Source organism: Gulosibacter sp. 10 (assembly GCF_900163695.1).
Classification (GTDB): domain Bacteria; phylum Actinomycetota; class Actinomycetes; order Actinomycetales; family Microbacteriaceae; genus Gulosibacter.
In genome coordinates this window covers 51,227-70,727 of record NZ_FUIC01000014.1, presented here as the reverse complement: position 1 = coordinate 70,727, position 19,501 = coordinate 51,227, and the positions used below count along the sequence as shown (strand labels likewise).

Below are 19,501 nucleotides of genomic sequence, written 5' to 3'. Positions count from 1 at the left end.
GAGGCGTTGTCAAGGAGCGTTTCCGGGGAATTCCACGGCGTCGGGAAACCGCCGGAAGCGGCGCCGGTCGGGAGATCGCGCCGGGGAGCTGTTGCTCGGCCGCGACGTGGTCTAGCATTAGCCGCGTCGTGTGGGCGGGTGTCACTGAACCACGGAGACGTTTCAATGGAGATTCTGTCCACGATCAACAGCTGGATCTGGGATCCGCTCGCCTACTTCGCCCTCGGCCTGGGCCTCTTCTTCACCTTCCTCACCAAAGGGGTGCAGTTCCGCAGGCTGCCGGACATGATCCGCCAGCTTCGCGCCAAGGACAGCGACCCCGAGGGGCTGTCCTCCTTCCAGACCCTGGCGCTCACGCTCTCGAGCCGGGTCGGCGTCGGCTCGATCTCGGGCGTGGCCACGGCGATCGCGATGGGCGGGCCCGGCGCGATCATGTGGATGGCCATCACCGGGCTGCTGGGATCCACCACGGCCTACGCGGAGGCCGTGCTCGCCCAGACCTTCAAGCGCCGTGTGCACGGCGAGCACCGGGGCGGCATGCCCTACTACATCAAGTACGGGCTCAAGGCGCCCTGGCTCGCCTTCATCGTCGCCATCGCGGCGATGATCGGCTACGGATTCGTCTTCCCCGGCATCCAGGTGAACAACATCGCCTCGAGCGCGCGGGCCGCGTTCGGCATCGAGCCGTGGGTCACCGCCATCGTGGTGACGGCGGCGCTGGCCATCGTCATCATCGGCGGGACCAAGCGCATCGTGCAGGTCGCGCAGACGGTGGTGCCCTTCATGGCCATCGGCTACGTCCTCACCGCCCTCGTGATCATCGCGTTCAACCTGCGCGACGTGCCCGAGGCGATCGCGATCATCATCAACGCCGGCTCGGGCGTGGACCAGATCTTCGGCGGCATCGTCGGCTGGGCCGTTGCTTGGGGCGTCCGCCGCGCGGTCTTCGCCTCGGCCACCGGCTTCGGCGAGGGCACCTTCTCGGCCGCCGCGGCCAAGACCACCCACCCCGGCAAGCAGGGCATCATCCAGGCCTTCAGCATCTACATCGACATCCTGATGATCTGCATGGCCACGGGCCTCATGATCGTCGTCACCGGCAAGTACAACGTGGCGAACGGGCTGAACGGGTTCATCGTCGAGCATGTGCCGGGCCTCGAGGCGGGGCCGAACTTCGTGCAGGCGGCCATCGACACGACGCTGCCCGGCTGGGGCTCGGTGTTCGTGGCGCTCGCGATCCTCTTCTTCGCCTTCACCTCGCAGGTGTTCTTCTTCTACGTCGCCACGACGAACCTCGTCTTCCTGCTCGGGGACCGCCACAGCCCGGTGCTCGAATGGGCGCTGAAGATCGGCGCGCTCACGATCTCCTTCGTCGGCGCGATCATCCAGGCCGACATGATGTGGGCCATCGGCGATATCGGCTACGGCACCCTCGCGTGGCTGAACATGCTCGTGCTGGTGCTGCTCACCCCGATCATCCGCAAGATCGTCCGCGACTACGACTACCAGCGCAAGAAGGGGCTCGACCCGCTCTTCGACCCGGGGCGCCTGGGGATCACCGGCGCCGTCTTCTGGGAGGAGAAGCTGCGCGGCCTGCACACGCAGCCGCTCTCGGCCGCGGAGGCCAAGACGCTCAAGACGCTCGAGGAGGAGGGGGAGCCACCGAAGCGCCGTCGTCGCAAGGGCTGAGCCCGCGGGCCGGACGGCGGCGCCCGGCCTGCGGATATACTCTGGCCCATGGGTCTAGCGAGAATCGGGTCGAGTCGTCGCGCGGGGGATCAGGCGTTCGAGGCGATTCATTCGGCGATCATGAACGGCGATTTCCCCGGCGGCCACGGCCTGCAGCCGGGGGAGCTCTCCGAGGCCCTCGGGATCAGCGCGATGCCGGTGCGCGAGGCGATCAAGCGGCTCGAGGCGCTCGGCCTCGTGGAGGAGCTGCCGTACCGCGGCGCCGTGGTGAAGCAGCTGAGCAAGGCGGAGCTGCTCCACATCTACGCGGTGCGCAAGATGCTCGAGACGGAGGCGACCCGTCTCGGCGCCCCGCGGGTGTCGTCCCGCGCGCTCGAGGACGCCGAGGACGCGTACGCGCGGATGAGCCGGGCGCTGGAGCGCGACGACTTCGCGGAGTACCTCGACCGGGACGAGGAGATCCTCGCGGGCATCTACGCCGACTCGGGCAATCCGGTGCTGCTGGAGACGATCCGCTGGCTCTGGGCGCGGTGCCGGCCGTTCAAGATCGTCGGCGTCCGCGCCCAGGTCGCGAACGGCGAGCTCTCGCCGCTGCTGGACTACCAGCGCCGGCTCATCGACGCGGTGGGGGCCCGCGACGCGGCGGGCGCCGAGCGGATCACCGCGGAATCGCTCGACGCCGCCTCGGAGCGCATCAAGGCGACGCTTCCGGACGAGGAGTAGCCGAACCCCGGCGGCGGGTTCCGAACCGTCCGCCACTACCCGATCATCGCGCCGAGTCCTTGCGAACACGCCATGAATGGACTTATAGTTGACAGTCGGTGTGTTTCGGGATGTTCGTGCATCCCCGACAGCGCCGATTCCGCATGACCGGCATGCGGGCGTTCGACGAACTAGCGACAGTGAGGCTATGGCCAAGAAAGACGGCGTCATTGAGATCGAGGGCTCGGTCATCGAAGCATTGCCCAACGCGATGTTCCGGGTGGAGCTCTCGAACGGACACAAGGTGCTCGCGCACATCTCGGGCAAGATGCGGCAGCACTACATCCGCATCCTCCCGGAGGACCGCGTGATCGTGGAGCTGAGCCCCTACGACCTCACCCGTGGCCGCATCGTCTACCGCTACAAGTAGCGAGTCGTTCGCTCGAGCCGGGTAAGGAACGGCCGGTGCAATCCCGCATCGGCACGAGGCCAGCGAATAAAGGAAAGAATTCATGAAGGTCAAGCCCTCCGTGAAGAAGATCTGTGATTCGTGCCGTGTGATCCGTCGTCACGGCCGCGTCATGGTCATCTGCAGCAACCCGCGCCACAAGCAGCGTCAGGGCTAGCTGATCCCGCTCGAGCCGCTCCGGCGCGCTCGGGCGGCACAACTCAATACGGATCCTCGCAGCGATAAGAGACGCATCCCCGGATGCGTCGACACCTCCGGGCACGAGGCCGGGGCCCATTCGCTGCACCACACCTCAACCGCAACAGGAGCACACTCCCAATGGCACGTCTAGCAGGCGTCGACCTTCCTCGCGAGAAGCGCGTGGAAGTCGCTCTTACCTACATCTACGGCATCGGCCGTACCCGTTCACTCAAGACGCTCGCCGCCACCGGCATCGACGTCGACACCCGCGTCAAGGACCTGACCGACGAGCAGCTGGTCGCGCTCCGCGACCACATCGAAGGCACCTACCAGGTCGAGGGCGACCTCCGCCGCGAGGTCGCGGCCGACATCCGCCGCAAGGTCGAGATCGGCAGCTACCAGGGCATCCGCCACCGTCGTGGACTCCCCGTCCACGGCCAGCGCACCAAGAACAACGCGCGCACGCGCAAGGGTCCGAAGCGCACCGTCGCCGGCAAGAAGAAGGCGAAGTAACCCGTCCGCATTCGCCGGATGCGAGTGAACCGAATTTCGTAGGAGAGAAGAATTGGCTACCCCTAAGTCTGCAGCGCGTAAGACGCGCCGCAAGCAGAGCAAGAACATCGCCGTGGGCCAGGCTCACATCAAGTCGACGTTCAACAACACGATCATCTCGATCACCGACACCACCGGTGCCGTGATCAGCTGGGCGTCCTCGGGCGGCGTCGGCTACAAGGGCTCGCGCAAGTCGACCCCGTTCGCCGCGCAGCTCGCAGCGGAGGCCGCTGCACGACAGGCGCAGGAGCACGGCATGAAGAAGGTCGACGTCTTCGTCAAGGGCCCGGGCTCCGGTCGCGAGACCGCGATCCGCTCGCTTCAGGCCGCGGGCCTCGAGGTCGGCTCGATCAACGACGTCACCCCGCAGGCGCACAACGGCTGCCGCCCCCCGAAGCGCCGCCGCGTCTAACCGTCCGGAGTCGCCCGCACCCACCTCGGTGAGTGCGGGCGACTCGACCGGTGATCGCGCCGGATTCCGTTTGTCATCAGCATCCTCCCTAACTCCCGTCGGCCGGTAGTGCCGGCGGACACGCCAAGCGTCATATAGCGGACGCTTCGCCGAAAGGAACCACACAGTGCTCATTGCACAGCGCCCCACCCTTACCGAGGAGAATGTTTCCGAGTACCGGTCGCGGTTCGTCATCGAGCCGCTCGAGCCCGGGTTCGGATACACGCTCGGAAACTCGATGCGCCGTACTCTGCTCAGCTCCATCCCCGGCGCTGCGGTCACGAGTATCCGACTCGACAACGTCCAGCACGAATTCACGACCATCCCGGGCGTGAAGGAGGACGTGACGGAGATCATCCTCAACGTGAAGGGGCTCGTCGTCTCGAGCGAGCACGACGAACCGATCACGGCATACCTGCGCAAGACCGGCGCGGGCGAGGTCACCGCAGCAGACATCTCCGCGCCCGCCGGCGTGGAGATCCACAACCCCGCTCTCGTCATCGCGACGCTGAACGACGACGCGAAGTTCGAGCTCGAGCTCACCATCGAGCGCGGCCGCGGCTACGTCTCGGCGCAGCAGAACCGCAACGAGTACTCCGACGCCGGCCAGATCCCGGTCGACTCGATCTACTCGCCGGTGCTCAAGGTCACCTACCGCGTGGAGGCCACCCGTGCGGGCGAGCGCACCGACTTCGACCGCCTCATCATCGACGTCGAGACCAAGCCCTCGATGGCGCCGCGCGACGCGCTCGCCTCGGCCGGCACGACGCTCGTCGAGCTCTTCAGCCTCGCGCGCGAGCTCAACGTCGAGGCCGAGGGCATCGAGATCGGCCCGGCCCCGGTGGAGCAGGTCATCAGCGATGAGCTCTCGATGAGCATCAACGACCTCGACCTGTCGGTCCGCTCGTACAATTGCCTCATGCGCGAAGGCGTCACCACGGTGGCCCAGCTCGTCGCGCTGAGCGAGAGCCAGCTCCTGAACATCCGCAACTTCGGGCAGAAGTCGGTGGACGAGGTCCGAGAGAAGCTCGCTTCGCTCGGCCTCACCCTCAAGGACAGCGTGCCCGGCTTCGAAGGCACCCACTTCTACGGTGCCGGCGAAGACAGCGGCGAGTACATCTAAGCCGCGTTCGCGGCCCGTATCTGAGAAAGAGAACTACGAATGCCTAAGCCCAACAAGGGACCGCGCCTCGGAGGCGGCCCTGCCCACGAGCGTCTTCTGCTTGGCAACCTCGCTGCGCAGCTCTTCACGCACAAGCGCATCCAGACCACCGAGACCAAGGCCAAGCGCCTGCAGCCGGTGGCCGAGCGACTGATCACCCACGCGAAGCGCGGCGACCTCCACGCCCGCCGTCGCGTGCTGCAGGTCATCACCGACCGCGGCGTCGTGCACGAGCTGTTCACCGAGATCGCCCCGCTCGTCGCCGAGCGCCCGGGCGGCTACACCCGCATCATCAAGACCGGCTTCCGCAAGGGCGACAACGCCCCCATGGCCGTGATCGAACTGGTGCTCGAGCCGGTGCAGTTCAAGAACAAGCCCGCCGCCGAGACCCCGGCCGAAGAGGCGCCCGTCGTCGAGGAGGCGGAGGAGACCGCCGAGGTCGAGGCCACCGACGCCGATGAGGCGGCAGTCGAGGCGGCCGAGGCCGCTGCCGACGAGGCTCCCGAGGCCGAAGCGGCCGAGGAGGAGACCAAGTAGTCTCCCCGGCTTCAGAGGGAGGGCTCCCGCATCCGCGGGGGCCCTCCGTCGTTTCCGGACGGCGGGCGGCGGGGCCCGGGCGGGCCTGTGCACACGCGCAGAGCGGGCCCGGGAACGGGCCGAGGATGGCAGGATGAGTGACATGACAGTTCGGGTGCGCCTCGACATCTCCTACGACGGCACCGCGTTCAGCGGGTGGGCGACGCAGCCGGGCCTGCGCACGGTCCAGGGCACCCTGGAGGACGGGCTGCGCATCCTCTACCGCGATCTGCCCGAGGAGGGCCCGCTGCTGACCGTCGCGGGGCGGACCGATGCCGGCGTGCACGCGCTCGGGCAGGTCGCGCATCTCGACCTCCCCCTCGAGCTCTGGGAGGGCACGCGGCGCGGCAACCGCGACGACGACGTCGAGGCCGCGTTCCTGCGCCGCATCGCGGGCGTCCTCGGCGCCGAATCCGACGTGGTGGTGAGCCGCGCGACCCTCGCCCCCGAGGGCTTCGACGCGCGGTTCTCCGCGCTCTGGCGCAGCTACGAGTACCGCATCGCCGACTCGAGCTGCCCGCCCAATCCGCTCGAGCGGCACCGGACCACGCTCGTGCGGCGGCCGCTGGACCTCGACCTCATGAACGAGGCGGCGCACCTGCTCATCGGCCTCCACGACTTCGCGGGCTTCTGCAAGCCGCGCGCGCACTCCACCACGGTGCGCACGCTGCAGGAGTTCCACTGGCAGCGGGACGACCAGGGCGTGTTCATCGGCCACGTGCGCGCCGACGCGTTCTGCCACTCGATGGTGCGCTCGCTCGTCGGCATGTGCGCCGCGGTCGGCCAGGGGCGGCTCCCGCTCGACCGCGTGCCGGCCCTGCTCGAGCTCGACGCCCGCTCGAACGACTTCACCGTGCTCGCGGCGAAGGGGCTCACGCTCACCGCCGTCGGCTACCCGCAGGCCGCGGAGCTCGCGACCCGGCAGCAGCAGACCCGCGCCCGGAGGCCGTCGCTGCGCCTGGTGGGGGAGTGAGACGCCGGGGCGGGCCCGCCCCGGCCGGGCGGCATTGACCCGGCGCGAGGCAGCGCATACACTACACAGGTTGCCCAAATCGTATTCGGGCATCGAAGTGGACCCTCGACCGCGACGTTCCCGGCACCGCGTCCCCGACGTACCGGATGCCGAAACCATCGCGACAGAGCGGGACTCACGACCAATCCCTTCGACCGAAAGATGCATATCAATGCGTACCTACACCCCGAAGGCGGGTGAGATCACCCGCGAATGGCACGTCATCGATGCCAACGACGTGATCCTCGGCCGTCTCGCCTCGCACGCCGCCGCGCTGCTGCGCGGCAAGCACAAGGCCATCTTCGCCCCGCACGTCGACACGGGCGACTTCGTCATCATCGTGAACGCCGACAAGGTCGCGCTCACGGGCTCGAAGCTCCAGGACAAGCGCGCCTACCGTCACTCGGGCTACCCGGGCGGCCTCCGCTCGGAGAGCTACGAGGAGCTCATCTCGAAGCGCCCCGATCGCGCCGTCGAGAAGGCGATCCGCGGCATGCTGCCGAAGAACACCCTCGGCCGCGAAATGCTCAAGAAGCTCAAGGTGTACGCGGGGCCCGAGCACCCGCACGCGGCTCAGCAGCCCAAGCCCTACACCTTTGACCAGGTTGCCCAGTAGCGGCAGGAATCGACGAAGGATTTAGAGAAGTGGCGACGATCGCAGACTCCATCGAGGAGCAGCCCACCAATTTCAGCACCGAGACCCCGGCCGACCAGGTCGAGGCTTCGACTCCCCGCCCCGCACTCACCGTGTCGGGCGCCGCAGTCGGACGCCGCAAGCAGGCCATCGCCCGCGTGCGCATCGTTCCCGGCACCGGCAGGTTCGTGGTCAACGGCCGCGAGCTCGAGGAGTACTTCCCCAACAAGCTGCACCAGCAGCTCATCAACGACCCGTTCACGCTCCTCGAGCTGGGCGGCGCGTACGACGTGATCGCGACGATCCGCGGCGGCGGCCCCTCGGGCCAGGCCGGCGCGCTCCGCCTCGGCATCGCCCGTGCGCTCAACGAGGTCGACCGCGAGCACAACCGCCCCGACCTCAAGAAGGCAGGCTTCCTGACCCGCGACCCGCGCGTCAAGGAGCGGAAGAAGGCCGGTCTCAAGAAGGCCCGCAAGGCGCCCCAGTACTCGAAGCGCTAGGCCTCGATTCCGCTATGGCTCGCCTTTTCGGCACCGACGGGGTGCGTGGTCTTGCTAATCAACTGCTCACAGTAGAACTCGCAACGGCTCTCGCACAGGCCGCCGCGGTTGTGCTCGCGCGTGAATCGCGCGAGCACAACCGGCGACCCGTCGCGGTGCTCGCCCGCGATCCGCGGATCTCCGGCGAGTTCCTCTCCCACGCGGTCGCGGCCGGACTCGCATCCTCCGGGGTGGATGTGTTCGACGCGGGCGTGATCCCGACGCCCGCCGCGGCGTTCCTCACCGCGGACACCGGCGCCGACTTCGGCGTCATGATCTCCGCCTCCCACAACCCCGCTCCCGATAACGGGATCAAATTCTTCGCCCGCGGCGGGCTCAAGCTCGCCGACGAGCTCGAGGACCAGATCGAGGCGCAGCTCGACCGCGAGCCGGCACGGCCGGTCGCGGGCGACGTCGGCCACATCGAGCGGTTCGCCGATGCCGAGGACCGCTACGCGCTGCACCTGCTCAGCTCCATCCCGGTGGTCCACGAGGACGGCCGGCCCGCGCTGGACGGCCTGCACGTGGTCATCGACGCGGCCAACGGCGCCGCCGCAGGCGTCTCGCCGCAGGTGTTCAAGGACGCCGGCGCCGAGGTGACCGTCATCGGCAACGAGCCGGACGGCCTGAACATCAACGACCAGGTGGGCTCGACCCACCTGGAGCGCCTGCAGGAGGTCGTGGTCGGCCTCGGCGCCGATCTCGGCATCGCGCACGACGGCGACGCCGACCGCTGCCTCGCGGTCGACGCGAACGGCGAGGTCGTCGACGGCGACCAGATCCTCGCGATCCTGGCCATCTCGCTCAAGGAGCGGGGCCAGCTCGCGGAGAGCACGCTCGTCGCCACCGTCATGTCCAACCTCGGCCTGCGGCTCGCGATGCAGGAGCACGGCATCCGCCTCGTCGAGACCAAGGTCGGCGACCGCTACGTGCTCGCCGAGCTCAACAAGAGCCGGCTCACGCTCGGCGGCGAGCAGTCGGGACACGTGATCCTCACGACCTACGCCACCACGGGCGACGGCCTGCTCACGGGCCTCATGCTCGCCACCGTCATGGCGCAGACCGGCAAGCCGCTCTCGGAGCTCAAGCAGGCCATGAAGGTCTACCCGCAGGTGCTCATCAACGTGCGCGACGTCCGCAAGGACGACTGCGACACGGACGAGGGGCTGCAGGAGGCCGTCGTGGCCATGGCCGCGGAGCTCGGCGAGACCGGCCGGGTGCTGCTGCGCCCCTCCGGCACCGAGCCGGTGGTGCGCGTCATGGTCGAGGCCGAGACCTTCGAGCGCGCGCAGGACTGCGCGAACCGCCTCGCGGAGGTCGTGCGCGGCCGCCTCTCCCTCTGAGACCTCCCGGCCGAGTCCTCTCGGCGCAACGGGCCATCGCCTCGGCGGTGGCCCGTTCCGCGTCCCTCCCGAAGGCCGTCGCGGAGTAGGCTATGCGGACACGCAACGCGCGCATCCTGCGCACAGTCGAGGAGGACAACGATGGCTGACACGGCGACGACGACGGAGGACGCCGGCAGAGGCGGATTCCGAGTCGCGATTCAGAAGTTCGGCACCTTCCTATCCGGAATGATCATGCCGAACATCCCCGCGCTGATCGCGTGGGGCATCATCACCGCATTCTTCATCCCGGACGGCTGGACGCCCAACGAGGGGCTCGCCAAGCTGGTCGACCCGACCATCCACTACCTGCTGCCGCTGCTGATCGCGAACACCGGCGGCCGCATGGTCTACGAGGCCCGAGGCGGGGTCGTCGGGACCGTCGCCACGGTCGGCGCCATCGTCGGGTCCGATCACCTCGTGGACCTGTTCAACGAGACGCTCCCCGCCGGCGCGGACGCGCTGCCGTACACGCACATGTTCATCGGCGCGATGATCCTGGGCCCGCTCGGCGCCTGGGTCATGAAGCAGCTCGACAAGCTCTGGGAGGGCAAGATCAGGGCGGGCTTCGAGATGCTCGTCAACATGTTCTCGGCCGGCATCGTCGCGTTCGGCATGGCGCTCGTCGGCTTCTTCGCGATCGCCCGCGTCGTGAACTGGCTCATGGACGTCCTGGGCGCCGCGGTGGGCTGGCTCATCGAGACCGGCTGGCTGCCGCTCGTGAGCGTCATCATCGAACCCGCGAAGGTGTTCTTCCTCAACAACGCGATCAACCACGGCGTGCTCACCCCGCTCGGCACGCAGATGTCGGCGGCGGACGGCAAGTCGATCCTCTACCTGCTCGAGGCGAACCCCGGCCCGGGCCTCGGCATCCTGCTCGCCTTCACCATCTTCGGCGTCGGCGCGGCCCGCGCGACCGCCCCGGGCGCCGCGATCATCCACTTCTTCGGCGGCATCCACGAGATCTACTTCCCGTACGTGCTCATGAAGCCGGCGCTGCTCGTGGCCGTCATCGCGGGCGGCGCCACCGGCGTCGCGACCAACATGCTCTTCGACGCCGGACTCCGGGCCCCCGCCTCGCCCGGCAGCATCATCGCGATCATGGCGCAGACGGCGAACGACAGCTACCTCGGCGTCATCCTGTCGGTGGTGCTGTCCACGGCGGTCTCCTTCCTCATCGCCGCGGTCATCCTGCGGGCCTCCCGCAAGAACGACCTCGAGAACGAGGACGCGCTGGCCGAGGCGGTCGCGAAGACCGAGGCGAACAAGGGCAAGAAGTCGGACGCGCTGTCCGGCCTCTCGGGCGCCGCAGGCGGCGCGACCGCCACGGCCACGGCCACCCGGACGGTCGAGAAGATCGTCTTCGCGTGCGACGCGGGCATGGGCTCGAGCGCGATGGGCGCGAACGTGATGCGCAAGAAGATCAGGCAGGCGGGCATCGAGGGCGTCGACGTGACGAACCTCGCGATCGCCAACCTCGACCCCTCGGCCGATCTCGTCATCACGCAGAAGGAGCTCACCTCGCGCGCCGAGGGCAAGAACCCGGACTCCATCCACGTCTCGGTGGACAACTTCATGAACTCGCCCCGCTACGACGAGGTCGTGGACCTGCTGCTCGCCCAGCGCGAGGGCGGGGCCCCGGCGGCGGCCGAGCCGGCACCGGCTGCGCAGGCGCCCGCCGCGGAGCCTGTCGCCGCGGAGCCCGCCGCCGCCGAGGCGGGGCCGAGCGTGCTCGTGCCGGAGCGGGTCTTCGCCGAGAGCCCGATCACCGACCGGGACGAGGCGATCCGCGAGGCGGGCCGGCAGCTCGTCGCCTCGGGCGCGGTCACGCAGGCCTACGCCGACTCGATGTTCGACCGCGAGGAGACCGTCTCCACCTACATGGGCAACCTGCTCGCGATCCCGCACGGCACCAACGAGGCGAAGGACGAGGTGAGCGACTCCGCGCTCGTGTTCATCCGCACCGCGCAGCCCATCGACTGGAACGGCAACGAGGTCCGCTTCGTCGTCGGCATCGCCGGCAAGGACGGCGGCCACATCGACATCCTCTCGAAGATCGCGACGATCTTCTCGGACGAGGCGAAGGTCGAGCAGCTGCTCGCCGCGCCCGACGCCGAGGCCCTCTACGCACTCCTCGGAAAGGTGAACGAATAATGAATGCCACTGCAGTCCACTTCGGGGCCGGCAACATCGGCCGCGGCTTCATCGGCCTCGTCCTGCACGAATCCGGCTACGACGTCGTCTTCTCGGACGTCAACGCCGAGCTCGTCGACGCGCTCGACGCCGCGCCGAGCTACGAGGTGCGCGAGGTCGGCGCGGAGGCGCGCACGCACACCGTCGACCGCTTCCGCGCGGTGAACTCGGCGCAGGACGAGGCCGCGGCGGTCGCGGCCGTCGCCGAGGCCGAGGTCGTCACCTGCGCGGTCGGCGTGGGCATCCTCAAGTTCATCGCGCCCGTCATCGCCAAGGGCCTCGCGGCCCGGGCGACGGATGCTCCCCGGCTCGTGGTCATGGCCTGCGAGAACGCGATCGGCGCCACCGACATCCTCGCGGAGTCGGTGCTGGCCGGCGCCCCGGAGCTCGCGGAGCGCGCGATCTTCGCGAACACCGCGGTGGACAGGATCATCCCGGCCGTGGACGCCGAGGGCGTGGACGTGGTCGTGGAGGACTTCTCGGAGTGGGCCATCGAGCGCAAGCCGTTCGACGGCCAGGAGCCGCCGCTCGCGGGCGCGCACTTCGTGGACGACCTCGCCCCGTTCATCGAGCGCAAGCTGTTCACGGTGAACACGGGACACGCCACGGCCGCCTACTGGGGGGCGCTCGAGGGCGCCGAGTCGATCGCCGAGGCGCTCGCGAACCCCCGCGTGCGCGCGGAGGTGGATGCGGTGCTCGCCGAGACGAGCGCGCTGCTCATCGCGAAGTACGGCTTCTCCCGCGAGCAGCACCAGGCGTACGTGGACCGCACGATCCAGCGCTTCGAGAACCCCGAGCTGCCGGACACCCCCGTGCGCATCGGGCGGCAGCCGCTGCGCAAGCTCGGCAGGAACGACCGCTTCGTGAAGCCCGCGTACGAGCTGGCCGAGCGCGAGATGAGCCACGAGGCGCTTGTGCGGGCGATCGGCGCGGGGCTCCGGTTCCGCTCCGAGAGCGACCCGCAGTCGCAGGAGCTCGGTCAGCTGCTCGACACGTGCAGCGCCGAGAGCATCCTGACCCGCGTGTTCGACCTCGACGAGGGCCGGCCCCTCTACGACGAGCTCCTCAAGGTGGTCCTGGAGGTCCAGCAGAAGGCCTGACCCCTCGCCCACCCTCCGAATCCTGGCGGCGAACGGTCGGTTCCGCCCCGGCGGAACGACCGTTCGCCGCCAGGATTCTGCGTGCGGCGGGGGAGGGGGTGTCAGATCCAGCCCTGCTCCCAGGCGAGGTCGCTCGCCTCGTGCCGGGTGCGGACGCCGAGCTTCCCCATGGCCTGGGAGAGATAGTTGCGCACCGTGCCCGGCGCGAGGCGCAGCTCGGCCGCGATCGCATCCACGGTCGGCGCAGAGCGGCCCACCCGCAGCACGTCCCGCTCGCGCGCGGTGAGCGGGCAGCGCTCGCCGGCCAGCGCGCTCGCCGCGATCTCGGGGTCCACCCAGCGGCCGCCCCCGGCCACCCGGCGGATGATGCGCGCGAGCTCCGCGGCCGAGACCGATTTGGGCGTGAACCCCGCGACGCCCGCCTCGAGCGCGCGGCGCAGCACGCCGGGGCGGGCGTGGCGGGTGACGATGATCGCCTTCGTGCGCAGCGAGCGCAGCACGCGCTCGGCGGCCTGGACGCCGTCGAGCCCGGGCATCTCGAGGTCGAACACGCAGACGTCGGGGCGCACCTCCTCGGCCAGGCGCACGGCCTCGGCGCCGTCGCCGCAGCTCGCCGCGATCTCGAGGTCCTCCTCGAGGCCGAGCAGCGCCTCGAGCGCGGTGCGGATGAGCTCCTCGTCGTCGGCGAGGAGCACGCGGATCATCGCCCGGCCCCGTCCGCGGCGGCCGTCGAGCGCCGGTCGGCGCGCTCGGCGGGGGAGCCCGCTCCCACCCTCGCGGGCAGCACGCCGGTCAGGGCGAAGCCGCCCTCCTCGCGCCCCGCGACCACCTCGCCGCCGCGCTCGCGGAAGGCCCGCTCGAGCCCGGCCAGGCCAGAGCCGCTGCCGGGCTCCTCCCCGGCGACGCCGTCGTTCCACATCCGGATGCGCCAGTGCGGCCCCTCGCGCCGCAGCTCGAGGCGGGCCAGGCTCGCCTGCGGCGCGTGGCGGAGCAGGTTCGTGGTGGCCTCGCGCACGAAGCGCCCCAGCGGCTCGCGGTCGGCCGCCTCCCGCGGGGCTCCCGCGAGCACGAGCTCGCAGCTCGTGCCCGCCGCCTCGAGCACGTCCACGGCGTTCTCGAGCTCCTCGTCGAGCGAGGCGTGCCGGTAGCCGCGCGCGATCTCGCGGGTCTGCGCGAGCGCGTCCGCCGCCAGCGAGCGGGCATCGGCGAGCTGGGCGCGGGCGGCGTCGACGTCCTGGTCGAGCAGCCGCTGCGCGAGCTCGGTCTTCAGCGCGAGCACCTGGAGCGTGTGCCCCTGCACGTCGTGCAGCTCGGAGGCGAAGCGCAGGCGCTCGCGGGCCCGCGCGAGATCCGCCTCGGTGCGTCGGGCGGCGTCGAGGCGGCGGACGACCGTCCAGGCCCAGGTGGAGGCGTAGAAGGTCGCGAGCAGCCCGAGGATCATGACGACGGGCAGCAGCGCGTGCTCGAGCGGGAGCGCCAGGTTGAGGGCGGCGAGCAGCATCAGCGCCGCCACGGAGGCGAGCGCCCACGGCCGCGACAGGACGCACGCGAGCAGCGCGAGCGAGGCGGCGAGGGGGAGCGGGCTCAGGCGCGCGCCCGGGTAGCCGGCGAAGGAGAGCGCGAAGGGGATGGCGGAGGCGATGAGCGTCGCGACCGCGGATGCGCGCAGCAGCAGGGTGCGCCGCCTCGCGCCGGCGTCCGGGGCGGCGCCCGGTCCGCCGTCGGGCTCGGCGCGGAGCCCGGAGTGCAGGCCGCCCCGCAGCGGCAGCAGCAGCGCGCACTGCCCGACCAGGGCCGCGAGGACGGGGATCTGCGCCCAGGACGGCATGCCGTTCTGGTGCAGGTTCACGATCGTCACGATCGCGATGAAGATGAGGAGGGAGACGAACGAGGTGACGTTGTAGAGCCAGCTCGCGAACACGCCTCGTTCGGTCTTGGAGCGCGGTGGCCGTGGCATAGCGCCGAGTGTACGGGAGCCGCGGCGGGCCTCCCGGAACCGTGACTCTTGTCACGGCGCCCGCGTGACAACGGCCCCGGAAAGAGGGGCGGATGCGGCGCTGCCGGGCGGCGCCCGGATCCGAGAGCCTGGAGTCATGGCCGCGGCGCCTGCCGCGGCACGACCGAAAGGATCCCCGATGATCGCCGATCTCGTCCAGCACCTGCAGCTCTTCGTCGAGGGGCTGCCCGCCGTGGTGCAGTTCCTCGGGGTGGCGCTCGTCGCCGCCATCCCCTTCGTCGAGTCCTACTTCGGCTCCGCGATCGGGGTGCTCGCCGGCCTCCCGGTGCCGCTCGCGCTCACCGCCGCCGTGCTCGGCAACACCGCGACGATGCTGCTGATGGTCTTCGGCGCGAGCGCCGTGCGCGAGCGGGCCCTCGCCAACCGGGAGCCCGTGGAGCAGTCGCCGCGCCGGCAGCGCATCGGGCGGATGCTCGACCGCTTCGGCGTGCCGGTCGTCAGCCTCGCGGGGCAGACGGTGCTGCCGAGCCAGATCGTCTCGGGCACCATGGTCTCGCTCGGCGCCCGCCGCAACCACGTGATCGGCTGGCAGGTGGTCTCGATCATCCTGTGGGGCGCGATCTTCGCCGCGCTCGCCTATGCGGGGGCGAGCGTGCTGGGCTGACGCGCGCCGGCCGCGGCGGAGCGGCGGGTGGGATGCCGGATGGTCCGGCGGGAATCCCGCCCGCCGTTCGGCGTACGGGAGTTGACACCCGGTCCAAAAAGATGCTTGAGTACTACAAGTTAGTTTTGCCTAACCTAAAGGCTCATGGGAATCCGCTCGCTTCTGACTGCCGAGATCCCGCGAAGAGCCTCATTCGTCAGCCCAATTCGAGGAGTACGACTCTATGACCATCCTCAAGCGTCGAGGTATCACCGCCATCGCGGGCCTTGCCCTGGCCGCGCTCGCGCTCACCGGGTGCGCCGGCACCGAATCCGCCCCCGGGGAGACGGAGGCCGCCGCCGAGAGCAGCGCGCAGTACCCGCTGACCGTCACCGACATGGCGGGCAACGAAGTCACGATCGAGAGCGCCGACAGCGTCGTCGTCACCGACAACCGCTTCTTCGCGGTGCTCGAGGAGTGGGGCGTCGTGCCCACCGCCGCACCGGTCTCGCTCATGAGCCCGAACAACCCGTACACCGAGAACGAGGAGATCCTCGACACCGGCAACCACCGCGAGCCCGACCTCGAGCAGGTCGTCACGGCCGACCCCGACCTCATCATCAACGGCTACCGCTACGACAGCCACGCCGAGGACATCCAGAACGCCGCCCCCGACGCGGCCTTCGTGTCGATGACCGGCCCCGAGGACCAGTCGCTCTACGAGTACACCGAGCAGTCGCTCACCCTGCTCGGCGAGATCTTCGGCAAGCAGGACGAGGCCGCCGCGCTCGTCGAGGAACTCGACACCGCCATCGCGGACGCCAAGGAGGCCTACGACCCGGAGATGACGGTCATGGGCCTGGTCACCTCGGGCAACGAGATCAACTACTCCTCGCCCACCGAGGGACGCGGCGCGAGCGACTACTTCGACCTGCTCGAGCTCACCCCGGCGCTCGAGGCCGAGGGCAGCAGCGACCACCAGGGCGACGAGATCTCGATCGAGTCCATCGCCGAGGCGAACGCCGACTTCTTCCTCGTCCTGGACCGCGACGCGGCCTTCGACGACGAGGAGTACACCCCCGCGACCCAGCTCATCACCGAGTCGGCGGCACTCGCCAACGTGCCCGCGGTCCAGAACGACGCGATCTACGTCATGCCCGGCGACTACTACCTCACCGAGGACGTCTACGCGCACATCGACGTCATCAACGGCCTGGCGGAGGCCTTCAGCGCGGCGAACTGATCCCGCTCCGTTGAACCACCCCTGCGGCACCGTCCCGACTCGTCCGAGCCGAGACGGTGCCGCCGGGCCGTTCGGCGCCATGCCCATCGCCGCCGGTTCTCGGCTCTCACAGAACCCGCACACACCACTATGACTTCACCGAACAGCACGCCGGCGCCGCGCGTCACGAACGCGCACAGCCGAGCCCTCGTCCGGGCGGATGCGCCGCCGCGCTCGCCCATCCGCCGGGCGATGCCCCTCACGATCGCGATCATCGCAACCCTGGGCCTGCTGGTGGTCTCGGTGCTCACGGGTGTCGCCGACCTCGGCGACACCGAGGGCCGCGGGCACGAGTTCCTCTGGATCACCCGCATCCCCCGCACCGTCGCGCTCGTGCTCGCGGGCGCGAGCATGGCGATGGCCGGACTCGTGATGCAGCTCATGACGCAGAACCGGTTCGTCGAGCCCTCCACCGTCGGGACGACCGAGTGGGCCGGGCTCGGCCTGCTCCTCACCTACGCCGTCTGGCCGGGCGCCGGGGTGATGACCAAGATGGTCGTCGCCATCGTGTTCGCCTTCATCGGTACCATGATCTTCTTCGCCTTCCTGCGCCGGGTCACGCTCAAGTCCTCGCTCATCGTGCCCATCGTCGGCATCATGTTCGGCGCGGTGATCGGCGCGGTGTCCACCTTCATCGCGATGCAGCTCAACCTGCTCCAGGTCATCGGCGCCTGGTTCCAGGGACGCTTCGGCGGCATCGAGGTCGGCCGCTACGAGCCGCTGTGGATCGTGCTCGCGGTGGCGATCCTCATCGTGATCATCGCCGACCGGTTCACGGTCGCCGGCCTCGGCAAGGAGGTCGCCACCAATGTGGGCCTCAACTACGAGCGGGTCGTGCTGCTCGGGGTGGGGCTCGTCTCGATCGTCACGGGCGTCGTCACCGTCGTCATCGGCAACCTGCCCTTCATCGGCCTGATCGTGCCGAACATCGTCTCGATGGTCCGGGGCGACAACCTGCGCACGAACATCCCGTGGGTGTTCCTCGCCGGCATCTGGATCGTCACGGTCTGCGACCTCATCGGCCGCGTCGTGATCATGCCCTTCGAGGTGCCGGTATCGCTCGTCCTCGGCGTCGTCGGCGCCGCCGTGTTCATCCTCATGCTCGTGAACCAGCGAAAGCCCAACCATGCCTGAGACCACACCGGGCGCTCCGGCCGGCGCGACTCGCGCCTCCGTCGAGCGCCGCGCGACCGACGCGTTCGCCGCCGCCGACGAGACCCGCTCGGTCGGCCCCTTCGTCAGCGCGAAGCGCCGGCGCCGCTACTACGCGATCCTCATCGGCCTCGCCGTGCTGGCGGTGCTCATCACCATCGGCCTCCTCGGCTGGGACAACAAGCAGGAGTTCCTCACCGAGAAGTGGTGGCGCGTCGCGAAGATGCGCGTGACGGCGGTGGTCGTGATCCTCGTGGTGACCTTCTGCCAGGCCTTCGGCACGGTCGCGTTCCAGACCGCGACGAACAACCGCATCATCACGCCATCCATCATCGGCTTCGAGTCGATGTACGTCCTCGTGCAGACCTCGGTGGTGTACTTCTTCGGCGTCACCGGGCTGAGCGGCATGTCGAATATCGGCACCTTCGTGCTGCAGGTGTCGGTGATGGTGCTCTTCGCGGTGCTCCTGTACTCATGGCTGCTGAGCGGCCGGTTCGGCAACCTCCACGTGATGCTGCTCGTCGGCATCGTGCTCGGCGGCGGCATGGGCGCGATCTCCTCGTTCATGCAGCGCATGCTCGACCCGAACGAATTCGACATCCTCTCGGCGAAGATGTTCGGCAACGTGTCGAACGCAGACACCGACAACTTCATCGTCGTCATCCCCGTGTGCGCGCTCGTGGGCCTGAGCATCTGGCTGCTCGCCCCGCGGCTCAACGTCATCGGGCTTGGCGCGGACATCTCGGCCAACCTCGGCCTGAACCACAAGCGCCAGGTGATGCTCATGCTCACCCTCGTCGCGATCCTCATGGCCATGTCCACCTCGCTCGTCGGCCCGCTCACCTTCCTCGGGTTCCTCAGCGCCACCCTCGCGTACTCGCTGGTGGACTCCTACGACCACCGGCGCATCCTGCCCGTGGCCTGGCTCGTGGGCTACTGCATGCTCGCCGGCGCATACTTCCTCCTCCGCCACGTGCTCACGCTCGTCGACGCGGTCGGCATCATCATCGAACTCATCGGCGGCGGGGTCTTCCTCATCGTCGTACTCAGAAAGGGACGCCTGTGATCCGGGTCAGCAATGTCGTGAAGCGGTACAGCGCGGAGACCGAGATCGGACCGGTCTCGATCGACCTGCCCCGGGGCGGCGTGGTCGCCCTCGTCGGGCCGAACGGCGCGGGCAAGTCCACCCTGCTCACGATGATCGGGCGGCTGCAGCGGCCCGACGACGGCACCATCGAGGTCGGCGGCCGGGACGTGCACGCGACGCCCTCGAAGGAGATCGCGAAGGTCATCTCGATCCTCCGGCAGGAGAACCACTTCGTCACCCGCCTGACGGTGCGCCAGCTCGTGAGCTTCGGGCGCTTCCCCTACAGCGGCGGCCGGCTGACGCAGGAGGACGAGGACCAGATCTCGCGCGCGGTGGACTTCCTCAACCTCACGGCCCTCGAGAACCGCTTCCTCGACGAGCTCTCGGGCGGGCAGCGCCAGCGCGCCTACGTGGCGATGGTGCTCGCGCAGGACACCGAGTACCTGCTGCTCGACGAGCCGCTCAACAACCTCGACGCGCAGCACTCGGTGCAGATGATGCGGATGCTGCGCGAGGCCGCCGACGAGCTCGGCCGCACGATCGTCATCGTGCTGCACGACATCAACTTCGCCGCCTCCTACGCCGACTACATCGTCGCGATGGCGGACGGCAAGATCGTGCGGCACGGCGCCCCGGACACCATCATCAAGGACGAGGTGCTCAGCGAGGTCTTCTGCACCCCGGTGCGCGTGCTCGAGGGGCCGGAGGGCCCCTACGTCGCCTACCACAGGGTGTAGCG

21 protein-coding genes are annotated in these 19,501 nt (G+C 69.4%); 19 read left to right on the top strand and 2 right to left on the bottom strand.

Features of this window, described 5'->3' with window-relative positions; genetic code table 11:
* Positions 1-165: 165 nt before the first annotated feature.
* The 14 genes from FM112_RS05840 (at position 166) to FM112_RS05775 (ending at position 12,641) form a co-directional block, all read left to right on the top strand.
* Complete coding sequence (locus FM112_RS05840; protein WP_087004907.1) at positions 166-1,689, top strand: sodium:alanine symporter family protein; 1,524 nt, start codon at positions 166-168, stop codon at positions 1,687-1,689.
* Positions 1,690-1,737: 48 nt separating this feature from the next.
* Positions 1,738-2,412, top strand: a complete 675-nt coding sequence (locus FM112_RS05835; protein WP_087004902.1) for a GntR family transcriptional regulator — start codon at positions 1,738-1,740, stop codon at positions 2,410-2,412.
* Positions 2,413-2,599: 187 nt separating this feature from the next.
* A complete protein-coding gene (gene infA / locus FM112_RS05830; protein WP_087004899.1) occupies positions 2,600-2,821 on the top strand; it encodes a translation initiation factor IF-1 in 222 nt (73 codons plus the stop codon).
* 82 nt (positions 2,822-2,903) lie between these two features.
* The gene (gene rpmJ, locus FM112_RS05825) at positions 2,904-3,017 is read left to right on the top strand and encodes a 50S ribosomal protein L36 (RefSeq protein WP_087004896.1); all 114 of its coding nucleotides are present in this window, start codon (positions 2,904-2,906) and stop codon (positions 3,015-3,017) included.
* A gap of 161 nt (positions 3,018-3,178) precedes the next feature.
* The gene (rpsM, locus tag FM112_RS05820; protein ID WP_087004893.1) at positions 3,179-3,553 is read left to right on the top strand and encodes a 30S ribosomal protein S13; all 375 of its coding nucleotides are present in this window, start codon (positions 3,179-3,181) and stop codon (positions 3,551-3,553) included.
* Between the two features lie 52 nt (positions 3,554-3,605).
* Positions 3,606-4,004: a 30S ribosomal protein S11 gene (gene rpsK, locus FM112_RS05815; protein ID WP_087004890.1), complete on the top strand. Its 399-nt coding sequence runs from the start codon at positions 3,606-3,608 to the stop codon at positions 4,002-4,004.
* A gap of 166 nt (positions 4,005-4,170) precedes the next feature.
* On the top strand, positions 4,171-5,166 hold the full coding sequence (locus FM112_RS05810; RefSeq protein WP_087004887.1) for a DNA-directed RNA polymerase subunit alpha: 996 nt from the start codon (positions 4,171-4,173) through the stop codon (positions 5,164-5,166).
* 39 nt (positions 5,167-5,205) lie between these two features.
* Positions 5,206-5,742 (top strand): 50S ribosomal protein L17, encoded by a 537-nt coding sequence (rplQ, locus tag FM112_RS05805; RefSeq protein WP_087004884.1) that lies wholly within the window; start codon positions 5,206-5,208, stop codon positions 5,740-5,742.
* A 133-nt stretch (positions 5,743-5,875) separates the two neighbouring features.
* Complete coding sequence (truA, locus tag FM112_RS05800) at positions 5,876-6,754, top strand: tRNA pseudouridine(38-40) synthase TruA (protein ID WP_254910391.1); 879 nt, start codon at positions 5,876-5,878, stop codon at positions 6,752-6,754.
* Between the two features lie 211 nt (positions 6,755-6,965).
* Positions 6,966-7,409: a 50S ribosomal protein L13 gene (rplM, locus tag FM112_RS05795; protein WP_087004877.1), complete on the top strand. Its 444-nt coding sequence runs from the start codon at positions 6,966-6,968 to the stop codon at positions 7,407-7,409.
* Between the two features lie 29 nt (positions 7,410-7,438).
* Positions 7,439-7,927, top strand: a complete 489-nt coding sequence (gene rpsI, locus FM112_RS05790; protein ID WP_087004874.1) for a 30S ribosomal protein S9 — start codon at positions 7,439-7,441, stop codon at positions 7,925-7,927.
* 14 nt (positions 7,928-7,941) lie between these two features.
* Positions 7,942-9,309, top strand: coding sequence for a phosphoglucosamine mutase (glmM, locus tag FM112_RS05785; protein WP_087004871.1), 1,368 nt, complete (start codon positions 7,942-7,944; stop codon positions 9,307-9,309).
* Positions 9,310-9,450: 141 nt separating this feature from the next.
* Positions 9,451-11,502 (top strand): PTS mannitol transporter subunit IICBA, encoded by a 2,052-nt coding sequence (locus FM112_RS05780; protein WP_087004868.1) that lies wholly within the window; start codon positions 9,451-9,453, stop codon positions 11,500-11,502.
* A complete protein-coding gene (locus tag FM112_RS05775) occupies positions 11,502-12,641 on the top strand; it encodes a mannitol-1-phosphate 5-dehydrogenase (RefSeq protein WP_087004865.1) in 1,140 nt (379 codons plus the stop codon). The genes FM112_RS05780 and FM112_RS05775 overlap by 1 nt, the downstream gene beginning before the upstream one ends.
* A gap of 101 nt (positions 12,642-12,742) precedes the next feature.
* On the opposite strand, the gene FM112_RS05770 is transcribed toward FM112_RS05775, so the two are convergent.
* Both FM112_RS05770 and FM112_RS05765 read right to left on the bottom strand, forming a co-directional pair.
* The gene (locus FM112_RS05770; protein WP_087004860.1) at positions 12,743-13,345 is read right to left on the bottom strand and encodes a DNA-binding response regulator; all 603 of its coding nucleotides are present in this window, start codon (positions 13,343-13,345) and stop codon (positions 12,743-12,745) included.
* Complete coding sequence (locus tag FM112_RS05765) at positions 13,342-14,598, bottom strand: sensor histidine kinase (protein WP_087004857.1); 1,257 nt, start codon at positions 14,596-14,598, stop codon at positions 13,342-13,344. The genes FM112_RS05770 and FM112_RS05765 overlap by 4 nt, the downstream gene beginning before the upstream one ends.
* Before the next feature lie 178 nt (positions 14,599-14,776).
* On the opposite strand from FM112_RS05765, the gene FM112_RS05760 reads away from it, so the two are divergent.
* The 5 genes from FM112_RS05760 to FM112_RS05740 all read left to right on the top strand — a co-directional run bounded on the left by FM112_RS05760 (position 14,777) and on the right by FM112_RS05740 (position 19,499).
* Complete coding sequence (locus tag FM112_RS05760) at positions 14,777-15,262, top strand: hypothetical protein (protein ID WP_087004854.1); 486 nt, start codon at positions 14,777-14,779, stop codon at positions 15,260-15,262.
* A gap of 223 nt (positions 15,263-15,485) precedes the next feature.
* Positions 15,486-16,484 (top strand): ABC transporter substrate-binding protein, encoded by a 999-nt coding sequence (locus FM112_RS05755; RefSeq protein WP_087004851.1) that lies wholly within the window; start codon positions 15,486-15,488, stop codon positions 16,482-16,484.
* A 231-nt stretch (positions 16,485-16,715) separates the two neighbouring features.
* A complete protein-coding gene (locus FM112_RS05750; protein WP_254910393.1) occupies positions 16,716-17,657 on the top strand; it encodes an ABC transporter permease in 942 nt (313 codons plus the stop codon).
* Positions 17,650-18,741 carry an iron chelate uptake ABC transporter family permease subunit gene (locus tag FM112_RS05745; protein WP_087004844.1) on the top strand — a complete coding sequence of 364 codons (1,092 nt, stop codon included), beginning with the start codon at positions 17,650-17,652 and terminating at the stop codon, positions 18,739-18,741. Before FM112_RS05750 ends, FM112_RS05745 begins: the two co-directional genes overlap by 8 nt.
* Positions 18,738-19,499 (top strand): ABC transporter ATP-binding protein, encoded by a 762-nt coding sequence (locus FM112_RS05740; protein WP_087004841.1) that lies wholly within the window; start codon positions 18,738-18,740, stop codon positions 19,497-19,499. The genes FM112_RS05745 and FM112_RS05740 overlap by 4 nt, the downstream gene beginning before the upstream one ends.
* The last annotated feature ends 2 nt before the right edge of the window (positions 19,500-19,501 follow it).

Coding starts and splice junctions, on each gene's coding strand:
- FM112_RS05840 (WP_087004907.1), top strand. CDS start 166: ATGGAGATTCTGTCCACGATCAACAGCTGGATCTGGGATCCGCTCGCC.
- FM112_RS05835 (WP_087004902.1), top strand. CDS start 1,738: ATGGGTCTAGCGAGAATCGGGTCGAGTCGTCGCGCGGGGGATCAGGCG.
- infA (WP_087004899.1), top strand. CDS start 2,600: ATGGCCAAGAAAGACGGCGTCATTGAGATCGAGGGCTCGGTCATCGAA.
- rpmJ (WP_087004896.1), top strand. CDS start 2,904: ATGAAGGTCAAGCCCTCCGTGAAGAAGATCTGTGATTCGTGCCGTGTG.
- rpsM (WP_087004893.1), top strand. CDS start 3,179: ATGGCACGTCTAGCAGGCGTCGACCTTCCTCGCGAGAAGCGCGTGGAA.
- rplQ (WP_087004884.1), top strand. CDS start 5,206: ATGCCTAAGCCCAACAAGGGACCGCGCCTCGGAGGCGGCCCTGCCCAC.
- truA (WP_254910391.1), top strand. CDS start 5,876: ATGAGTGACATGACAGTTCGGGTGCGCCTCGACATCTCCTACGACGGC.
- rplM (WP_087004877.1), top strand. CDS start 6,966: ATGCGTACCTACACCCCGAAGGCGGGTGAGATCACCCGCGAATGGCAC.
- glmM (WP_087004871.1), top strand. CDS start 7,942: ATGGCTCGCCTTTTCGGCACCGACGGGGTGCGTGGTCTTGCTAATCAA.
- FM112_RS05780 (WP_087004868.1), top strand. CDS start 9,451: ATGGCTGACACGGCGACGACGACGGAGGACGCCGGCAGAGGCGGATTC.
- FM112_RS05775 (WP_087004865.1), top strand. CDS start 11,502: ATGAATGCCACTGCAGTCCACTTCGGGGCCGGCAACATCGGCCGCGGC.
- FM112_RS05770 (WP_087004860.1), bottom strand. CDS start 13,345: ATGATCCGCGTGCTCCTCGCCGACGACGAGGAGCTCATCCGCACCGCG.
- FM112_RS05765 (WP_087004857.1), bottom strand. CDS start 14,598: ATGCCACGGCCACCGCGCTCCAAGACCGAACGAGGCGTGTTCGCGAGC.
- FM112_RS05760 (WP_087004854.1), top strand. CDS start 14,777: ATGATCGCCGATCTCGTCCAGCACCTGCAGCTCTTCGTCGAGGGGCTG.
- FM112_RS05755 (WP_087004851.1), top strand. CDS start 15,486: ATGACCATCCTCAAGCGTCGAGGTATCACCGCCATCGCGGGCCTTGCC.
- FM112_RS05750 (WP_254910393.1), top strand. CDS start 16,716: ATGCCCCTCACGATCGCGATCATCGCAACCCTGGGCCTGCTGGTGGTC.
- FM112_RS05745 (WP_087004844.1), top strand. CDS start 17,650: ATGCCTGAGACCACACCGGGCGCTCCGGCCGGCGCGACTCGCGCCTCC.